Source organism: Staphylococcus sp. HMSC035D11 (genome assembly GCF_001836075.1).
GTDB classification, from domain to species: domain Bacteria; phylum Bacillota; class Bacilli; order Staphylococcales; family Staphylococcaceae; genus Staphylococcus; species Staphylococcus hominis.
Genome location: NZ_KV827266.1, coordinates 1 through 19,293 on the forward strand (window position 1 = coordinate 1; position 19,293 = coordinate 19,293).

Here is a 19,293-nt window from a genome sequence, read left to right on the forward strand (position 1 = left end):
TTTTGTTAGGAATTATGTCCCAGCCTCTTTTTATTAAATAATTATTTTTAGAATAATTGTAAAGACTAATAAAACAATTAAAATCGCATCAATACCTACCATTACGGTAAATCTAGTGCTTTTAGATCCTTGAGATTTAGCTTGTTTCATTGCATTATAATTTGGTATGAGACTTAAAAATAATAAAACAATAATTAATATTATACCAATAGTGACTGACATATATTTATTCTCCTTTTCTTTTTTCAATCCATTCCCATATAAATCCCGCAATAATACCTACACAGATTCCTGTTAAAACACCGAACTTTGGAGAAGATAATAATGTTCCTATAATTAAAAAGATTATAACAGCGATAGATAAAGTAATACTAAATTTTATTTTACGTTGATCAGAATTAAAGATTGAAAATACAATTAAGTATAGTAAGAAAAATACTAAAGTTGCTAAAAGCGTTCGTAGTATAAGCAAACTTACCATGTGTTGTTGTTCACTAAAAAAGTTCAGTAAAAAGAACACAATAGCAAAAATAATAGATACCTTCATATCCTTTTTTAATAAATGCTGCATAAGGTTAAACTCCTTTAAGTCTATATAAGCAGTATAGCATACTGCTAAAGTATCAATTAAATATATTAATTTAGTAATATGATTCTCAACTAAAAATAACCCAATAACACAAATATTAGATTATTCATTTTTGCAAAAAGTAAAAAATTTTAAGTAAATTGACGAAACCGCTTTCGACAGAATTTAAAAAATATATTTTATTTTCTGAAAATTATAGTATAATAACTTCAATAAGGTAAAGGATATGTCGACTAAGAAAACGTAATAAATATTTTCTAAAGGTTAAAAGTATCGCACCTTAGTCCAAATAGAGATGGGGTATTTTTATGGATAATAATGAATTACATAGGGGACTGAGTGCACGTCAAATTAGAATGATTGCGCTGGGTGGGACAATCGGTGTAGGTTTATTTATGGGGGCAACAAGTACAATTAAATGGACTGGCCCATCAGTTATTTTTGCGTATTTAATCGCAGGGATATTCTTATTTTTAATAATGAGAGCAATGGGAGAAATGATTTATTTAAATCCAACAACAGGTTCATTTGCAACATTTGCTAGTGAATACATACATCCGGCTGCTGGCTATATGACAGCGTGGAGTAATATATTCCAATGGATTGTCGTTGGGATGAGTGAAGTCATTGCCGTAGGTGAGTATATGAATTATTGGTTCCCTCATTTACCACAATGGATACCAGGCGTGATTGCAGTAGTATTATTATTAATAGCAAACTTAGCTTCAGTTAAAGCGTTTGGAGAATTTGAGTTTTGGTTTGCAATGATAAAAGTGGTAACAATTGTATTAATGATTATTGCTGGATTAGGATTGATTTTCTTTGGAATTGGTAATGGAGGACACCCTATCGGTATTTCTAACTTATGGAAACATGGTGGATTTATGCCAAATGGATTAGTTGGTTTCTTCTTTGCACTTTCAATCGTTATTGGTTCTTATCAAGGGGTTGAGCTAATTGGTATTACTGCAGGTGAAACAAAGAATCCTCAAAAGAATATTAAAAGTGCTGTAAATGGTGTTATATGGCGTATATTAATTTTTTACATAGGTGCTATTTTTGTTATTGTTTCAATATACCCTTGGAATCAATTAGAAAGTATTGGTAGTCCTTTTGTAGCTACATTCTCTAAAATTGGTATTACATTTGCCGCAGGTTTAATCAACTTTGTTGTATTAACTGCTGCATTATCAGGATGTAACTCTGGTATTTTTAGTGCAAGTCGTATGATATATACACTTGCTCAAAAAGGGCAAATGCCTAAAATCTTTACACGTGTAATGAAAAATGGTGTGCCATTTTATCCTGTATTAACTATTGCAATTGGTATTTTAATTGGAGCATTATTAAATGTTATTTTACCTTTATTTATAAAAGGCGCTGATAGTATTTTCGTGTATGTTTATAGTGCATCTATTTTACCAGGTATGATTCCATGGTTTATGATTTTAATCAGTCATATTCGTTTCAGAAAATTACATCCAGAACAGGTTGAAAATCATCCATTTAAAATGCCAGGAGGCACAATTTCTAGTGTTATGACAATTATCTTTTTACTCATTGTTTTAATTGGTATGTTATTTAATAAAGACACAGTTATTTCAGTGGTTATAGGTATTATTGTCTTAGCAGGGGTTACAGTGTATTACTTTATTCGCGGGCATCACAAAAATGATGCTATAAAAAGAGTAAAATAACGATAAAAATATATAATAAAAAATCTGAGACGTGCATAAACGTCTCAGATTTTTTAACGTTTGGATAGTAAATCCCTAAATTAAACATAGACTAATATCAAGTTTTTTTAATTGTAGACCGAGACCCCAACATAAAGTCATTCAAAAAGAACGTCGACGCCCAACATAAGTTGGGAATGAAGTGGAACAATGAGTTTTATCCCACTCCTTTTTTATTAATGTTTAAATTCAATTTTTGATAAATACTTGTGGTAATTATCTAATGAAATCTTTGACTGTGTCATATAGTCTAAAGAAGCGTGATAATTACGTGCTATAAAGCGGTAAAATATAATATCAATCGTATATAATTGTGCAAATAATGCAGTTGTCGCACTCATACACAGTTCGTTTTTATAATCTTCATTATACGTTAAAACTAAATCAGAATCTTTTGCAATTGAATTATTGTTAGAACTTGTAATTGTAATCATTGAAAGGTTAAAATCTTTAACGACTTTTACCATTGCTTGTAGTTCGCTCTGTTCACCACTATGGGTAATAAAAACGACACAATCATTTTTATTATGTGTAGACAACATTGTAGTTAGTAAATGTGTATCTTGAACTAATTGAATATTGAGACCAATACGGGATAATTTCTGATAAAATTCAAGCGCACACACGTATGAACTCCCATAACCATATAGAAAAATGGTATGTGCCTGTTTAAATGTTTCGCAAATAGCGTCAATAGTTTGGTGATCTATAAAATGATTACTTTGTTTTAACGACGCTTTAGTTTGAAAATATAATTTTTGTTTTAAGCTTTCTACTGATTCATTTTCTACTAACTTGATATTATACGGTGTGACTTGTTTAGGAAACCATTGCTTAATTTCATCGCGTATAGCTTTAAAATTTTGATTAATTAATTTTTGACTATAACGATTCATAGTAGACACACTAATATTAAGCTCATCTGCAATCGCTTCATTAGACATTGAAACTAATTTATGTGGAGAATTTAATATGAAACGTGAAAGTTTCTGTTCACTTTTAGAAGACGAAGCGTAGACTTCATCTATCCTACTTAAAATATTTGTCATCCAATCACCTAATTTATTAAAAGTTTTTCTTTCATCATAAATAGATAGATGAAAATGAAAACATCTCTATCTAGGCATGTGAATACATCATATATTACATCTAAATTCCCACAAATATCGATAAATAACTGTAAAGTGATTAAGTTAAGTAAAGGTTTACGTAACAGGATTACCGAAATAATGTGATATTCTCCCACCAATATGACATTATTTCGTGAATTAAAAAACAGTATGCAGTTTTTACTTAATATTAATCAAGCATTATTATACATACTATAAATTACAATGACAATTTACCTACTAAACTTATCGAAAAAATAAGGTTATTGATAATTATTAATTTGATTATAAACTTTATAAATATGATTTTGACGTTCTTGCAAATCGACGATTAAATTTCCATTTTTAAAATTTTGAAGAGGGATTTGTTTTAAATGAGTCATCAATTCATTGTATTGTTCGAAGCAATACGTTTGTGAATCAGAACAATGAGATGAAATACTATTTATTTGATTATGTTTAAAATGCGCACGACAATGATTAATAAAATTATTGTAATCTTTAATTCCCAAAGATAAATGTGCTATGTCCATAAAATAATAATATTTAGCTTTTTCTAGTAAAATTAATAATTGAATTAAAATGTGTTGATCGTATATTAAGGTTTTATAATGCATGGTATACTCATCCTTTAAAAGAGGGTGTTAAGGATATTTGGTATGTAAGCATTTAGTATTTGAGAATGAAAGTGAGAATACACGAAAATTTCTTCAATACTCACTTTATTCATTGTTTTTAGGTTGTAGAAATTCCTTATAGTTATGAATAGTAATATCGTATGTTTGAATTTTTTTTTCAAATGAATAAGAAATATCAACAATATTCAATATTGATAATTCACGAGTTCTACCGAATCCAATTTCATAAACAATAGCAAACCATTGACCGTTACGGCACAGTAAGCCGATGAATATCACATTTTCTGCAGTAATTTCATTATTTTCTGAAAAGTCAACAAGCATAACATGTCTTTCGTTACTATAAATTAAAATATCTGAAAACAAATGTGGTAATGTTAGAGAATGTGTATCTTCTAATTTAATATTATTGGAGATATGTTTCAGTATTTTTAGCATTTGTGTATTAGGTGTTTTTAAACATTGGTTCATAATTGAATGAATGTCTTGAGTGTAAGGTAATGTAGAGTGAGATTGACTTTCTTGCAAAGTTAAAAATAGTGCAATAAGTTCGGATTCATTTAATTTAAGATGAAAATAATGATCAGTATTTTGAATTTCATATCCACCGCGTCTTCCTTTATGAGCGTATATATGAACTCCTTTAGATTCTAAATCATCAATATCTCTAGTAATTGTACGGGTAGAGACATTAAATTGTTTTGCTAAATCAGACGCATTGATTTTATGTCCTTGTTGAATTAATGAAATAATTTGATTTTGTCTTTCCATTTTATTCAATATACTCACCACCTATGAACATTACATATTACATTAATTATAACATAAAACTGAGATTCAAGACATTTTTAGTAATAAGTTGATTGGAAGTGTAATAATAAACTATTTTTATTTAGAAAACGCTTACAATCATTAGATAATTATGCTAATATAGTATTTGTAACAGGGTAGAACGATTTCAAACAAAGGGGTAGGGGCTGTATAACAGATAGCTCAAGGTGAATCGTTCGGGTTACATCGAAACATCTTCAATATTTATTACTTACTTTCCTTTCTATTTTGTCGGCTAGCAAATGACTAGCCGATTTTTTATTTAAAAAAAATAATATGTTATATGATAAGATGAATAAAAACGTTGAGGTGACATCATGCAAAAACAACAACTTCAATTTATAGATAAACATATTACGGATTGGTTCCAACATTTAGATGGTATTATTCCTAATTTAATTAAAAACATGGTTACAGAAACAAAAGAAAATCGATTCGATTTAGTTACAAATGTAGATAAACAAATACAAAATGATTTCGAGGCCTATCTGGAAAAGTATTTTCCTACACATCAGTTATTAGCTGAAGAAAAAAATAATGAGGGTATTGAACCTTATCAGGGACACCTTTGGATTATGGACCCTATTGATGGAACAGCCAATTTAGTGAAACAACAAGAAGATTATTGTATTATTTTAGCTTACTTTGAAAATGGACAACCTAAATTATCTTATATTTATGACTACGCTCATAAAATAATATATAAAGCAATTGAAGGTAAGGGTGCCTTCATGAATAATGTCAAACTTGAGTCTCCAGAAGTATTATCGCTTAAAGATACTATTGTTTCATTTGGTTCAGAATACGTGAATGAAAAATTAAGTAAAGCTTTGTATCAATCGTCTTTTAGTGTGAGATATATAGGAGCTTGCGGATTAGATTCAGTGCGAGTGATAAAAGGACAATTTGGAGCACATTTTAATACTAATCCTAAACCTTGGGATATCGCAGCACAGTTTTTATTCGCCAGAGAATTAGGATTAGTGATGACACAGATGGATGGACAACATCTTGATTTCGCTAAAGGTGGCCCCTTTATTATTAGTAATAAAGGGTGCTACGAGGAGATATTAGCTATTATTAATGATAAACACTAATCCTTCTCTTCTTAGTTATTTAATATATTTCCTACTAAAGTTGTATAGTAAATTAAATCATTTAATATATAATAATGGAGATATATTTTAATATAAGTAGAATAGGAGGAGGAAGATGCAACGTCCTGATAGAAAAAAACGTTCCTCTAGTAAAATAATGAAATGGATTATTAGTATACTTGTTGTGTTAGCTGTCGTTACTGTAGCCGTTATCGCGACAACGATATTGATAACAGGTAATAAAATTCATAACCCGCTTCATCGTCAACAATCTGAATTGCGTTCTCATAATGTTAATTTAAAAAATGGAGATCCATTTACAATTGCCTTATTTGGTGTTGACTCTAATGCACAACGTAAAAGCACAAATGATGGTGAACGTAGTGATACAATAATGATTTTATCAGTGAATCCAAAGAAAAAAACGACTGAGCTTGTAAGTATTCCACGTGATACTCAAGCAGAAATCGTAGGAAGAGGTACAACTGAAAAAATAAATCATGCTTATGCTTATGGGGGGCCTACCATGGCTGTTAAATCATTAGAAAAACTAATGAATGTGCCAATAGACCACTACGCTACTATTGATATGGATGGATTACACGACATGATTGATTCGGTAGGCGGTGTTAACATAGTAAGTAATGATACATTTACAGTTCAAGGTACAACATTTACTAAAGGGCAATCTACTCATGTTGATGGAGATACAGCCATGGCATTTATTAGAAGTCGTAAAGAAACAGGTGCAGGTGGTGATTTTGGACGTCAAGAACGTCAACAACTAGTTTTACAAGCTATGGCAAATAAAATGGTTAGTTCTTCAGCGATTACACATTTGCCATCATTAATTACTCAAATTCAAAAGAACGTCACAACTGATTTAACATTAGGGGATTTAAATGAAATTAGAAGTCATTATAAAGAGGCTAATGATACAGTTAATCGTCATCAGCTAGAAGGGACAGGTAGTATTCAAAATGATGGATTATGGTATTTTATTCCTAATGAAAGTTCAAAAGTGCAAATGACAGAGGTATTAAATAATAATTTGAAAAAATAAAAAAAATATATAGCAATTAAAAAATCTGAGACTAATTTATAGGTCTCAGATTTTTTATTTAAAGATATAAAAATTTAAAAGTATATTCTTTATTTAAAAGAATAAAGAAAGGTCAATAGATATGATTGAAAGCCTTAACATTATATGATTTTAGTTATACAATAATATTAATTCTGTATTGAATATGGGGAAATAATACAGAATCTTAATGAAATTGGTTGTTTATGGAATATAAATATAAGGTGGGGAAAGCAATGCAAGAACATTTAGTTTTAACCCTAGATGATGTGGATTACCTTGTAGAACCTGGAACAAATTTACTTGAATTTATTAAATCTCGTGATACTTTCGTTCCTTCAATTTGCTATAACGAATCCATGGGTCCAATTCAAACCTGTGATACTTGCATGGTTGAAATTGATGGTAAAGTTGAACGAGCGTGTAGTACAGTAGTTGACCGTCCGATGTCAGTCAATACTCAAAATAAACGAGTGAAAGCTAGCCAAAAAGAAGCATTAGATAGAATTTTAGAAAAACATATGCTGTATTGTACAGTATGTGATTATAATAACGGTGATTGTGAGATTCACAATGCAATGGATGCATGGGGATTACAAGAACAATCATATGAATATAAAACAAAGCCTTATGAGAAAGATTATGGTCCTTTCTATCGTTATGACCCAGACCAATGTATCCTATGTGGTAGATGTGTAGAAGCATGTCAAGATGTGGAAGTTAACGAAACACTTTCTATAGATTGGGATCGTGAGCACCCACGTGTGATTTGGGATAATGATGTTCCAATAAATGAATCGTCTTGTGTATCATGTGGTCAATGTGCGACAGTGTGTCCATGTAATGCAATGATGGAAGTCAATATGGAGGGCAATGCGGGATATTTAACTGATACAGAACCGGGTTCATTAGCATCTATGATTGATTTAACTAAAAAAGCTGAACCAGGTGATGGATTGTTATTTGCTGTGTCGGATTCTGAAGCAGAGATGCGTAAAGAAAGAATTAACAAAACTAAAACAGTATGTACATATTGTGGTGTAGGATGTTCATTTGATGTATGGACAAAAGATAGAGAAATCTTAAAAGTTCAACCATCACACGACTCTCCAGCAAATAAAATCTCTACTTGTGTAAAAGGCAAATTCTCGTGGGGACACATTAATTCGGATCAACGTTTAACTAAACCTTTAGTACGTAAAAATGGTGAATTTCATGAGGTTGAATGGGAAGAAGCCCTCGATGTTATAGAAAAGAACTTTAAGCGCATTAAAAATGAATATGGTGGCGATCACCTAGCATTTATCGCCTCTTCAAAAGGTACAAACGAAGAGTCATACTTAATGCAAAAACTTTCTCGCCAAGTATTTGGTTCAAATAATATTGATAATTGTTCGAGATATTGTCAAGCACCTGCTACAAAAGGATTATTTAGAACGGTAGGACATGGCGGGGACTCAGGTTCTATTGATGACTTGGAAAAAGCAACTATGACGGTACTTATTGGTACAAATACAGCAGAAGCACATCCAGTTATTGCTTCAAGAATTAAACGTGCACAGAAATTGTTTGGACAAAGAATGCATGTCTTTGATATTCGTAAACATGAAATGGCTGAACGTGCAGATGAATTTTATCAACCTAAACCTGGTACAGACTTAGTATGGTTGAGCGCTGTGACAAAATATATTATCGATCATCATTTACATGATATTGAATTTATTAAAGAGTGGGTTGACAATTTTGATGAGTATTATGAATCATTAACTCCATTTTCATTAGAATATACTGAAGAGGTTACAGGAATTTCAAAAACGCGATTAATTAGTTTTGCGGAAGAATGCGCAAAAGCAGAATCTGTAGCTATTTGTTGGGCAATGGGTGTCACACAACAAGATATTGGTAGTGATACAAGTACAGCAATTTCAAATCTTCTTCTTGTAACAGGTAACTATAGAAGACCTGGCACAGGGGCTTATCCATTACGTGGCCACAATAATGTTCAAGGTGCAAGTGATATGGGAAGTATGCCGGACCAATTTCCAGGTTATCAAATGATACACAATGATGAAATTAGATCGAAATTTGAGAAAGAGTATGGTGTTACATTGAATCCAACGCCTGGTCGAGATAATCATCAAATGATGGATGGTATTCATGAAGGACAAATTCATTCACTATATTTGTATGGTGAAGATACTGGAATTGTAGATTCAAATATTAACTATGTACAATCTGCATTAGAAAAAGTTGAATTTTTGGTAGTTCAAGATGAATTTTTAACATTTACAGCAACGTATGCAGATGTTGTGTTACCAGCTAGTCCTTCATTAGAAAAAGATGGCACATATACAAATACAGAGCGTAGAATCCAACGTATTAATCAAGCACTATCACCTTTAGGTGACTCAAAACCTGACTGGGTAATTTTCCAATTGATTGCTAAAAGAATGGGCTTTGATTGGAATTATAGTCATCCTTCAGAAATCATGGACGAAATTGCACGCTTAACACCGTCTTATTCAGGTGTTAGCTATGAAAGATTAGAAGGTTTTAACAGTTTACAATGGCCTGTAGCACCAGATGGTACAGATCAACCTACATTATATCTTGATGGCTTTAATTTCGATAATAAACGTGCAAAATTATTTGAATTAATATTTGATAATTTCTTTAAAGAAGATGAAGTATATGATTTACATGTAAATAATGGTCGCGTACTAGAACATTTCCATGAAGGAAATATGACATATCAAACAGAAATGATTAAATATAAAATGCCTCACGCATTTGTAGAAATTTCACCTGAATTAGCCAAAGATCGCGATATCCATGAGGGTGCAGAAGTAAAACTTATTTCTGATACAGGAGAAGCTACTTTAGTTGCTACAATTACTGATAGAGTTAAAGGAAAAGAAATATATATTCCTTTAAATAATGATGCTATGAGTAATGGCGATATAGGTGCTATAAATAAATTAACTAATAGTGACGTGGATTATGCTACACACACACCATCTTATAAACGTACACATTGTCGTTTAGAGGTTATAACTAGAAAAGGTAAATCTCCCTTAAATCCAACGAATTTCCGTGTAGATAAACATCGTCATCCGCAATATAGTGTCCAAGTTCAGAAAAAATGGAAACGTAAGGATTATATTTTCCCAGGAAATGTGGTGGATTAATATGGCTGAAAGAATAACTAAAATTAATCGTCTTGAAAAATCAAAAGAACAACTTAAGTTGGAAAGTTTGAATGAAGTTACAGATGCAATTGTTGAAAATAAGGATAGTATTTTAAAAGCTATTCGTATTATTAAAAATTTAGATGATGCAAAACTCTTAGATGCTATTAACGGTGGTATTAAAGGTCGTCAAGTTATTATAAATAAATTCGCTACGGAATTAAATAAAGATATGTATACTGGACTCATTACAAATTTAGCTCCAATGGTATTTATGCTTGGGAATTTAGAAGTTAAAGAACTAAGTCAATTTTTAAATAAACTTAATAGTGGCTTACACGTAGCTAATCAAGCAAGTCCAAATGCCAAAACGACAATACGAAGCTTAATGAGTGTATTAAAAGATGATGATATGAATCGTAGCTTAACGTACATGATAAATTTACTTAAAGGTATGTCTAAAGAATAAATTGAATATATACGACTCCTTAATATAAGAACGAAATGACTTATGTTGAGGAGTTTTTTTAGAAATGAATTTGTAAAATATAGTATACATCTATTATGATAAAGTAGAGTGTATAAATTAAAGTGTAAGGAGAGAGGACTTATTCATCCAAATATTATTAAAATAATGACTATTATTTCTAATATTTTTGTTGTATTAGGAATTATATTTTTAATTATGATGAAATTAATGTTAGCGATAGCAATGTTTGCCGTTTCATTGGCAATTAGTCTTGTTATTTTTAATGTTTTATTTCGAGATCGTACGGGCATGAAAATTATTATTAATATTTCGTTTGCCATCGTCATTATTGCTATTATAGTTGCATACAGTATGTTATCTAAATAAGACAATTAGAGGAATTTCAATTTATGAAATATAGAAATAGTAATCAGTTACGTTTATCTATTATACTTTTTATTATTGTTCTCATCATATTGATTGTATTACTTTGTATCAATCATAAGGATATACTACGTAATGATCGAAGATACAGTTTTCAAGAGGCCCTTCAAAAGCAAACCCAATCGAACCAATTAAATACCATTGATAAAAATAATCAGTTTGTTCTAGCGAATAATAATGAAGTGAAAAGAGCAATGAGTATTTCTAAAAAAGACAATGATTTAAAATATATGGATCTATCTAAAACGGTTCCAATGAATGAAGATGAGGTAAAACATATACTTAAAAATAAAGGTATTTTAACAGATCAGGCTCAAACATTTTTAAAAGCCCAAGATAAGTATCAAGTGAATATTATATATTTAATGAATCATGCAATCATAGAAACAGCAAATGGTCAATCCGAACTGGCTAATGGTATTAAAGAGAATAATCATAAATACTATAATTTTTTTGGAATTGGTGCATTTGATCAAGATGCCATTGCTACTGGTCATAGTTATGCTAAAGAACATAATTGGACAACACCAAGTAAAGCAATTATGGGCGGTGCAGCTTTTATTCGTCATCAATATTTTGAAAACGAACAAATTACGCTTTATCAAATGAGATGGAATCCTAAAAATCCAGGGTCTCATCAATATGCGAGTGATATTGAGTGGGCAGATAAAATTGCAGATAATATGAAAAAAGATTATGAACGTTTGGGTATAAAAAAAGATAAGATACGTAGGAATTACTATATATCTAATAAATAGAGATATTGAGGTGTAATAGAATGAAAGTTGCAGTGATAGGTGCTGGTATCGGAGGTTTAACGGTTGCAGCACTTTTACAAGAACAAGGGCATGATGTCAAAGTCTTTGAGAGAAAGACTGATATTAAAGAAGTAGGTGCAGGTATTGGTATCGGTGATAACGTTTTAAAAAAACTCGGTAATCATGATTTAGCTAAAGGTATCAAAAATGCCGGACAAAATTTAAAATCATTAAATATCTATAGCGATAAAGGTGATTTGCTTACATCTGCTAAGTTGAAAGAGGGAACATTAAATGTGACATTATCTCGTCAGTCATTAATAGAGTTAATATCTTCATATGTAAAACCTAATACTGTATTTACTGATTATGAAGTGACTAAAGTGGATGTTCAATCTGAACTGCCAATGCTTCATTTCTCAAAACATGCAAGTCAGACGTTTGATTTATGTATTGGAGCGGATGGTATTCATTCAATCGTTAGAAAAGCATTATTCCCAGACTCTAAAGTGATTTATCAAGGTTATACATGCTTTAGAGGAATGATAGATGAAGCGGACATAATGAATCAATATACAGCAGATGAATATTGGGGAAGACGTGGACGCGTGGGCATTGTGCCTCTAATTAATAATCAAGCCTATTGGTTTATTACAATTAATGCAAATGAAAAAGATCCTAAATATGTATCATTTGAAAAACCACATTTGCAGGCTTATTTTAATCATTATCCTAATCAAGTGAGGGCATTGTTAGATAAACAAAGTGAAACAGGTATTATTAAAAACGATTTATATGATTTAAAACCTTTAACTTCATTTGTACATCGTCGTACAGTCTTATTAGGAGATGCTGCCCATGCAATGACGCCAAACATGGGTCAGGGCGCAGGACAAGCAATGGAAGATGCTATCGTTTTAGCTAATTGTATCGCTTCTTATGACTTAGAAAAAGCATTACAGCGATATAATAAATTACGTGTAAAACATACTAAAAAAGTAATAAAACGTTCTCGAAAAGTCGGAAATATCGCTCAAAAAGATAATAAACTAGTTGTTGCATTGCGCAATGCTATCATGAAACGTATGCCAAAACGATTTTTTAGTGGTCAAACTAAATTTTTATATAAAACAAAAGACAAATAAGGAGTTATCATAGAATTCACTATGGATTCTATGATAACTCCTTATTTTATTTAACCTTATTTTTTATTAACAACAAATTGCGGTTCTTCACCATTCAATTTTTTAATTGTATCATTAGCTACAATTTTAGACATCATTTCACGAGCTTCGAACGTAGCATTACCAATGTGTGGCGTAATGACTACGTTATCTAAAGATTTCAAGCCTTCAGTAATATCTGGCTCAAATTCATACACATCGAGAGCTGCACCTTCAATATCTTTATGCTTCAATGCATCAACAAGTGCTTGTTCATTAACGATTGGTCCACGCCCTGCATTGACTAAATAAGCAGTAGATTTCATTTTTTTAAATTGTTCTGAATCAATCATGTGGTGTATATCTGGATTGTAAGCAGCATTGATTGTAATAAAATCAGAGTGTTCTAATAATGTATCTAAATCAACGTATTTAGCACCAATTTCACGTTCTTTTTCCTTTTTTTGGTGAGGACCTGTATAAAGGATATCCATATCAAATCCTTTTGCACGTTTAGCTACTGCACTACCAATTTCTCCAAATCCGATAATACCAAGTGTTTTGCCTGAGACTTCACGGCCTCTAAAGAATAATGGCGCCCAACCATCAAATCCTTTTGTACGAGAAAGTTTGTCACCTTCAACAATACGACGAGCAATTGCTAATACTAAGCCGAATGTTAATTCAGCAGTTGCAGCTGTAGATGCTTTTGGTGTATTTGTAACATCAATGTTTTTTTCACGTGCATAATCTACATCTACATTATTAAATCCAGCGCCATAATTGGCAATAATTTTAAGATTTTCACCACTGTCAATTACTTCTTTATCTACATTAGTGGATAAAATACTAATTAAAGCAGAAGCATCTTTGACACCTTTTTTTAATGTTTCTTTATCGATGATACCTTCACCTTCATACATGTCTACTTCAAAATGTTCTTTGAGTAGATTTAAACCAGCTTCTGGAATTTTACCAGCTATATATACTTTTTCCATCCATCTCACTCCTTTGTATTCTTTCAAATTAAGTATAATGGAAGAAAGATAGGGACACAAAGAATTTATATGAATAAAGTTACTGTATTATTTTTAAAGCAATTACGGATATTAAGATTAAACCAATACAAAATATACGAATAAATTTTTTTGATTCATTATAGAAAATCATACCTACAATGGTACCTCCAGCAGTCCCGATCCCTGTCCATATTGCATAGGCAGTTCCCATCGAAATCGTCTGCATAGATAGTTTTAAAGTACTAAAACTAAATATAAAAGTAAGCGCACCTAGTAGAATATATATTTTTTTATGTGTACGATTCAGTTCATTTAAGAAAACAACACCTAAAATCTCAAAGCATCCTGCAACTAAAAGGTATAACCACGCCATTTTATAGACCTCCTTCAGATTGGTCATCAGTAGAAAGCTTTAATCCGATAATACCTATAATTAATAAAATAATAAATAATAATTTCATAAGTGAAATGACGTGATTAATAAATAACATATCAACGATAACTGTTCCTGCAGCGCCTATACCAACAAAGACAGCATAAACAGTACCTACTGGAAGTTGTTTTGTCGCAGAAAGCATTAAATAAAAACTTAAAGCAATAAATAATAAAGTGATGAGCCAAGTAAACGTATTATGAGCGTAATTTAAACACGTAACCCAAACAACTTCTATCAATCCAGATAAAATGACCTTTAACCATTGCATTATATCCATTACTCCTTATAATATTTTTGATAAGTAAAAATATTTTCTCAAACAATTATGAGTTATGCAATTTTAGAAAATAAAAAAGTGAGAAAGAATTCATTATGAATTCATTTTCTCACTTTTAAATTAATGAAAATATAATCTTAAAGGTTATCTTAAACGGTAATATATTTATATTCAAGTTATATCAATCTTAGATATTTACGATAAATGAATATAATTATAAGCACTTACTTCGCTTGCTGAAATTGTACGTGTATCAGTCACGTATGCGCCACCTGTGTAATTCATTTCTGAAATTGTAATTGATCCATCACTATTTACACTTTCTACATAAGCCACATGTCCTAAACTTCCTGCTGTGGTTTGTAAAATTGAACCTGCTTCAGCATGATGATTAACTGTGTATCCAGCTGCTTTTGCAGCATTTGCCCAGTTATTTGCGTTACCCCATGTTGAACCAATAGCATCATTCACTTTGTCATATACATACCATGTACATTGACCAGCGGTATACAAGTTGTTCTTAGTTGAAGATGTTGTCTTAGTTGATGTACTCGTTACACTTGAGGAATTTGCAGTAGATGAACTACTAGATGACGTAGTATGAGATACACTATTTAATTTATTCATTGTAGATGTGGCGCTAGTTACATCTTCTGTAGTATGACTGGCTAAATATAGATTAGAATTTGTATGATTGTTTGAGTAAACAGTATTAGTGAAATGAGAAGGTGTTTGCTTGTTAGTGACGATTTTTTTAGATTTTGCTTGATTATAGTGAATTACGTTATGATTTTGCTTTTGTTGATTCAAATGTTGAGTAGGTTGGTTTTGGGCGTTGTAGTTTGATTGACCAAAATGATATCTTTGATTATTTAGAGTTGAATGATTAATTTGACGTGCTTGATGTGCTATATTAGATTGACTTGTCGGTTGATGATTATAGTCTTGCTTTTGAAGTTGATTCTGATTTTGTTGGTGATTTAAATTTTGTTGTTGTTCACCATTATTATGTTGTTTTTGTTGGTTCACTTGTTGAGTAGCTTGATTTTGAGTTAATTCTGCTGCATCTGCATGATGTATATTTAATCCAAAAGCAGAGACTCCAATTCCTGCTGTCAGTGTTGATAATGTAATTAATTTTTTCATAAATAAAGTCCTCCCAAATACTATTCAACAATAGGATAATTTTAGCGATATGTTGAATATGTTTTAACATTAACTTGTCGCTGTTAACGACAAGTCATACTTTATCAGATAAAAACATGTAGTAGGGCATTGTTACTTTACCGTAAATGAAATTCAAAATTCTTGTACAACTATGTAATAAAAATATGTTTAATATTTCTTAATGAAATATTTCTTGCAAACTGCATATTTGCTATACATTTTCTAATTTTTTTGAAAATATTAATAGAATTTATATTACATCACCTTGTAATAAACTTATTATATATATAGGTATATACTTAAAGGATAAGCGGTTACATTTATGGAGATTTATGTGATATCATACTACTAATAGTGTTTGTAAAAATTTAAATTAGGCTATAGAATAAAATAATACTATTTTGAAGATGCAGTATTTATATCTGCATCTTTATTTATTGATAATAATTTTTTTAGATGACTATTAAAAATTCTAAATAGAGAAATGAGGAATGATAACTATGAAAATTGCAATAGTAGGATCAGGAAATGGTGCGGTTACAGCTGCAGTAGATATGGTCAATCAAGGACATGAAGTCAAATTATATTGTCGAAATTCATCAATTCACAAATTTGATAGAGCGTTAGAAAAAGGTGGATTTGATTTTAATAATGAAGGTCATGAAACGTTTGTACCTTTTACAAATATTAGTGATGATATTGAATATGTATTAAAAGATGCAGAAGTGATACAAGTAGTGATTCCTTCATCTTACATTGAATATTATGCAAAAGTGATGTCTCATTATATAACGGCGGAACAAATTATTTTCTTTAATATCGCAGCAGCTATGGGATCAATTCGATTTATGAATGTATTAGAAGAACGTCATATTAATATTCAACCTAAATATGCAGAAGCTAATACCCTTACTTACGGAACACGTGTAGATTTTGAAGAGGCTCGAGTGGATTTATCTCTTAATGTAAGAAAAGTCTTTTTCTCAACGTACAATAAGAGAGAGTTAAATGAATGTTTTGATAAAGTGAGCCAATTGTATCCACAATTAGTAAAAGAAGAAAGTTTGTGGAAAACGAATCTAGAAAATGGAAATCCTGAAGTTCATCCAGCTCCTACACTATTAAATGTAGGTCGTATAGATTATGCAGATACATTTGCATTATATAAAGAAGGTATCACAAAACACACAGTGCGACTTTTACATGCTGTAGAATTAGAACGTCTAACTTTAGGGCGTAAATTAGGTTTTGAATTATTAACTGCTAAAGAAGCGCGTATTCAACGAGGTTATCTAGAACGTAAAGACGAGGATGAACCGCTAAATCGTTTATTTAATACAAGTCCTGTATTTTCACAAATTCCAGGACCGAACTCTGTAGAAAATCGTTATCTTACTGAAGATATCGCATATGGACTTGTATTATGGTCAAGTTTAGGACGTGAAATTGGTGTAGACACACCGAATATTGATGCGATAATTACGATTGCCTCGACTATTCTCGAACGTGATTTCTTTAATGAAGGGCTAACAGTAGAAGAACTTGGTTTAGATAAATTAGGATTAAAATAAGTATAATGTTTGGTATAGAAAAGAGGTCTTAAGAAAAAAGAAAAAGGAGCAGATATATGAAAAGAAAACCCACATTTCTAGAAGCAATATCTACAATTATTGTCATGGTAATAGTTGTTACAATTGGATTTATTAAATTCAATATCCCTATTCAAGTATTGTTACTTATCGCCTCAACCTACGCTGCTTTTATTGCGATGCGTGTTGGTTTAAAATGGAAGGATTTGGAAGAAGGAATTACACATCGATTGACAACAGCTATGCCTGCTATTTTCATTATTTTGGCTGTAGGTATTATTGTAGGTAGCTGGATGTACGCAGGTACTGTACCTGCATTAATCTACTATGGACTTAAGTTTTTGAATCCTAGTTATTTTCTAATTTCAGCATTTATCATTTCGGCTATATGTAGTTTAGCAACCGGAACAGCTTGGGGGTCTGCGTCTACAGCTGGGATTGCCTTAATATCTATTGGAAGTCAACTTGGTATAAATCAAGGAATGGCAGCAGGTGCAATTATTGCAGGTGCAGTATTTGGAGATAAAATGTCACCTTTATCAGATACAACCAATCTTGCTGCACTCGTAACAAAAGTAAACATTTTTTCTCATATTAGAGCAATGATGTGGACAACCATTCCAGCATCAATCATTGGACTTATCGTATGGTTTTTTGCAGGATTAAATTCCCAAGGTAATGTAAATACTAAGCAAATAAAAGTACTTTTAAATGAACTATCTAGTATTTATAATATTAATTTTTTTGTATGGATTCCTTTAATTGTGATTATCATTTGTTTAATATTTAAAATTTCAACTGTTCCATCTATGCTTATTTCAGCGTTGAGTGCTATTTTGATAGGTAGGTTTAATAATGGATTTAAATTTGTAGATGGTTTTAAAGCAACGTTTGATGGTTTTACATCATCTATGACTGGGCATTCTCATGTTACCGAAAATGCAAAAACATTGATTGAACAAGGTGGAATGATGAGTATGACACAAATCATTGTGACCATTTTTTGTGGTTATGCATTTGCAGGTATTGTAGAGAAATCTGGTTGTTTAGATGTAATGTTACAAACTGTTGCAAAAGGTGTTAAATCTGTTGGTACCCTCGTTCTTATTACTGTGCTATCGTCCCTAATGTTGGTATTTGCTGCTGGTGTGGCGTCAATTGTTATTATTATGGTTGGGGTACTTATGAAAGACATGTTTGAAGATATGAATTTAGATAGAAGTAATTTATCTCGTACATTAGAAGATTCCAGTACTATGGTCCTACCATTAATTCCTTGGGGAACCTCAGGTATTTACTATGCGCAACAATTAGGAGTTTCAGTTGATCAATTCTTTATTTGGGCAGTACCATGTTATTTATGTGCTATATTAGCAATTATTTATGGATTTACTGGCATTGGAATACGTAAAAAAATAAATTAAATGATTAATTTGATGTTTAATTCCCCTATAATATGGAAATAATAAATTAGGATTAAAGTATTGATTAGAATCATAGTAGCGATGTTATTTAAAAAATACATTCATTTTAGATATCCTAAAAAATGAATTAAAGGTGGATTTAATTTTTGTGGCGAGAATTCAATCCATAATAACGAATTTGATTAATATGATAACTTAAAGCGTTCTAAACACTAAAGTTTCGAACGCTTTTTGTATGTATGCATAAAAAAAGAGGCTGGGACATAATTCCTAACAAA

19 protein-coding genes are annotated in these 19,293 nt (G+C 31.0%); 10 read left to right on the forward strand and 9 right to left on the reverse strand.

Going from position 1 to position 19,293, the window contains the following annotated elements; all coding sequences use genetic code 11:
- Window positions 1-33: 33 nt before the first annotated feature.
- Together HMPREF2647_RS07810 and HMPREF2647_RS07815 are read right to left on the reverse strand one after the other, a co-directional pair.
- Window positions 34-222, reverse strand: a complete 189-nt coding sequence (locus HMPREF2647_RS07810; RefSeq protein WP_002448560.1) for a hypothetical protein — start codon at window positions 220-222, stop codon at window positions 34-36.
- A 4-nt stretch (window positions 223-226) separates the two neighbouring features.
- Window positions 227-571, reverse strand: coding sequence for a hypothetical protein (locus HMPREF2647_RS07815; RefSeq protein WP_017174897.1), 345 nt, complete (start codon window positions 569-571; stop codon window positions 227-229).
- A 326-nt stretch (window positions 572-897) separates the two neighbouring features.
- Between HMPREF2647_RS07815 and HMPREF2647_RS07820 the strand changes: the two genes are divergently transcribed.
- On the forward strand, window positions 898-2,286 hold the full coding sequence (locus HMPREF2647_RS07820) for an amino acid permease (RefSeq protein ID WP_019835274.1): 1,389 nt from the start codon (window positions 898-900) through the stop codon (window positions 2,284-2,286).
- Window positions 2,287-2,501: 215 nt separating this feature from the next.
- Here HMPREF2647_RS07820 and HMPREF2647_RS07825 read toward each other — a convergent pair whose 3' ends face one another.
- The 3 genes from HMPREF2647_RS07825 to HMPREF2647_RS07835 form a co-directional block, all read right to left on the reverse strand.
- Window positions 2,502-3,374: a MurR/RpiR family transcriptional regulator gene (locus HMPREF2647_RS07825; RefSeq protein WP_017174895.1), complete on the reverse strand. Its 873-nt coding sequence runs from the start codon at window positions 3,372-3,374 to the stop codon at window positions 2,502-2,504.
- Between the two features lie 323 nt (window positions 3,375-3,697).
- Window positions 3,698-4,051, reverse strand: a complete 354-nt coding sequence (locus HMPREF2647_RS07830) for a hypothetical protein (protein ID WP_017174894.1) — start codon at window positions 4,049-4,051, stop codon at window positions 3,698-3,700.
- 105 nt (window positions 4,052-4,156) lie between these two features.
- On the reverse strand, window positions 4,157-4,852 hold the full coding sequence (locus HMPREF2647_RS07835) for a helix-turn-helix transcriptional regulator (protein ID WP_017174893.1): 696 nt from the start codon (window positions 4,850-4,852) through the stop codon (window positions 4,157-4,159).
- Between the two features lie 368 nt (window positions 4,853-5,220).
- Between HMPREF2647_RS07835 and HMPREF2647_RS07840 the strand changes: the two genes are divergently transcribed.
- The 7 genes from HMPREF2647_RS07840 (at window position 5,221) to HMPREF2647_RS07870 (ending at window position 13,085) form a co-directional block, all read left to right on the forward strand.
- The gene (locus HMPREF2647_RS07840) at window positions 5,221-6,000 is read left to right on the forward strand and encodes an inositol monophosphatase family protein (RefSeq protein WP_048762118.1); all 780 of its coding nucleotides are present in this window, start codon (window positions 5,221-5,223) and stop codon (window positions 5,998-6,000) included.
- A gap of 115 nt (window positions 6,001-6,115) precedes the next feature.
- Window positions 6,116-7,063, forward strand: coding sequence for an LCP family protein (locus HMPREF2647_RS07845; protein WP_017174891.1), 948 nt, complete (start codon window positions 6,116-6,118; stop codon window positions 7,061-7,063).
- A 254-nt stretch (window positions 7,064-7,317) separates the two neighbouring features.
- Window positions 7,318-10,269: a formate dehydrogenase subunit alpha gene (fdhF, locus tag HMPREF2647_RS07850; RefSeq protein WP_070859848.1), complete on the forward strand. Its 2,952-nt coding sequence runs from the start codon at window positions 7,318-7,320 to the stop codon at window positions 10,267-10,269.
- Between the two features lies 1 nt (window position 10,270).
- Complete coding sequence (locus HMPREF2647_RS07855; protein ID WP_017174889.1) at window positions 10,271-10,738, forward strand: helical membrane plugin domain-containing protein; 468 nt, start codon at window positions 10,271-10,273, stop codon at window positions 10,736-10,738.
- A gap of 165 nt (window positions 10,739-10,903) precedes the next feature.
- On the forward strand, window positions 10,904-11,125 hold the full coding sequence (locus tag HMPREF2647_RS07860) for a hypothetical protein (protein WP_017174888.1): 222 nt from the start codon (window positions 10,904-10,906) through the stop codon (window positions 11,123-11,125).
- A 23-nt stretch (window positions 11,126-11,148) separates the two neighbouring features.
- The gene (locus tag HMPREF2647_RS07865; protein WP_048762113.1) at window positions 11,149-11,940 is read left to right on the forward strand and encodes an N-acetylglucosaminidase; all 792 of its coding nucleotides are present in this window, start codon (window positions 11,149-11,151) and stop codon (window positions 11,938-11,940) included.
- Between the two features lie 20 nt (window positions 11,941-11,960).
- A complete protein-coding gene (locus HMPREF2647_RS07870) occupies window positions 11,961-13,085 on the forward strand; it encodes an FAD-dependent monooxygenase (RefSeq protein WP_017174886.1) in 1,125 nt (374 codons plus the stop codon).
- Between the two features lie 56 nt (window positions 13,086-13,141).
- Here HMPREF2647_RS07870 and HMPREF2647_RS07875 read toward each other — a convergent pair whose 3' ends face one another.
- The 4 genes from HMPREF2647_RS07875 to HMPREF2647_RS07890 all read right to left on the reverse strand — a co-directional run bounded on the left by HMPREF2647_RS07875 (window position 13,142) and on the right by HMPREF2647_RS07890 (window position 15,981).
- The gene (locus HMPREF2647_RS07875; RefSeq protein WP_017174885.1) at window positions 13,142-14,101 is read right to left on the reverse strand and encodes a 2-hydroxyacid dehydrogenase family protein; all 960 of its coding nucleotides are present in this window, start codon (window positions 14,099-14,101) and stop codon (window positions 13,142-13,144) included.
- 79 nt (window positions 14,102-14,180) lie between these two features.
- The gene (locus tag HMPREF2647_RS07880; RefSeq protein WP_017174884.1) at window positions 14,181-14,495 is read right to left on the reverse strand and encodes a DMT family transporter; all 315 of its coding nucleotides are present in this window, start codon (window positions 14,493-14,495) and stop codon (window positions 14,181-14,183) included.
- Between the two features lies 1 nt (window position 14,496).
- A complete protein-coding gene (locus HMPREF2647_RS07885) occupies window positions 14,497-14,826 on the reverse strand; it encodes a DMT family transporter (protein WP_048681895.1) in 330 nt (109 codons plus the stop codon).
- 204 nt (window positions 14,827-15,030) lie between these two features.
- Entirely contained in the window at window positions 15,031-15,981 is a 951-nt protein-coding gene (locus HMPREF2647_RS07890; RefSeq protein ID WP_070859850.1) for a CHAP domain-containing protein, read from the reverse strand.
- A 521-nt stretch (window positions 15,982-16,502) separates the two neighbouring features.
- Here HMPREF2647_RS07890 and HMPREF2647_RS07895 point away from each other — a divergent pair.
- Both HMPREF2647_RS07895 and nhaC read left to right on the forward strand, forming a co-directional pair.
- The gene (locus HMPREF2647_RS07895) at window positions 16,503-17,573 is read left to right on the forward strand and encodes an NAD/NADP-dependent octopine/nopaline dehydrogenase family protein (protein WP_002448510.1); all 1,071 of its coding nucleotides are present in this window, start codon (window positions 16,503-16,505) and stop codon (window positions 17,571-17,573) included.
- Window positions 17,574-17,629: 56 nt separating this feature from the next.
- A complete protein-coding gene (nhaC, locus tag HMPREF2647_RS07900; protein WP_019835269.1) occupies window positions 17,630-19,015 on the forward strand; it encodes a Na+/H+ antiporter NhaC in 1,386 nt (461 codons plus the stop codon).
- Window positions 19,016-19,293 lie beyond the last annotated feature (278 nt).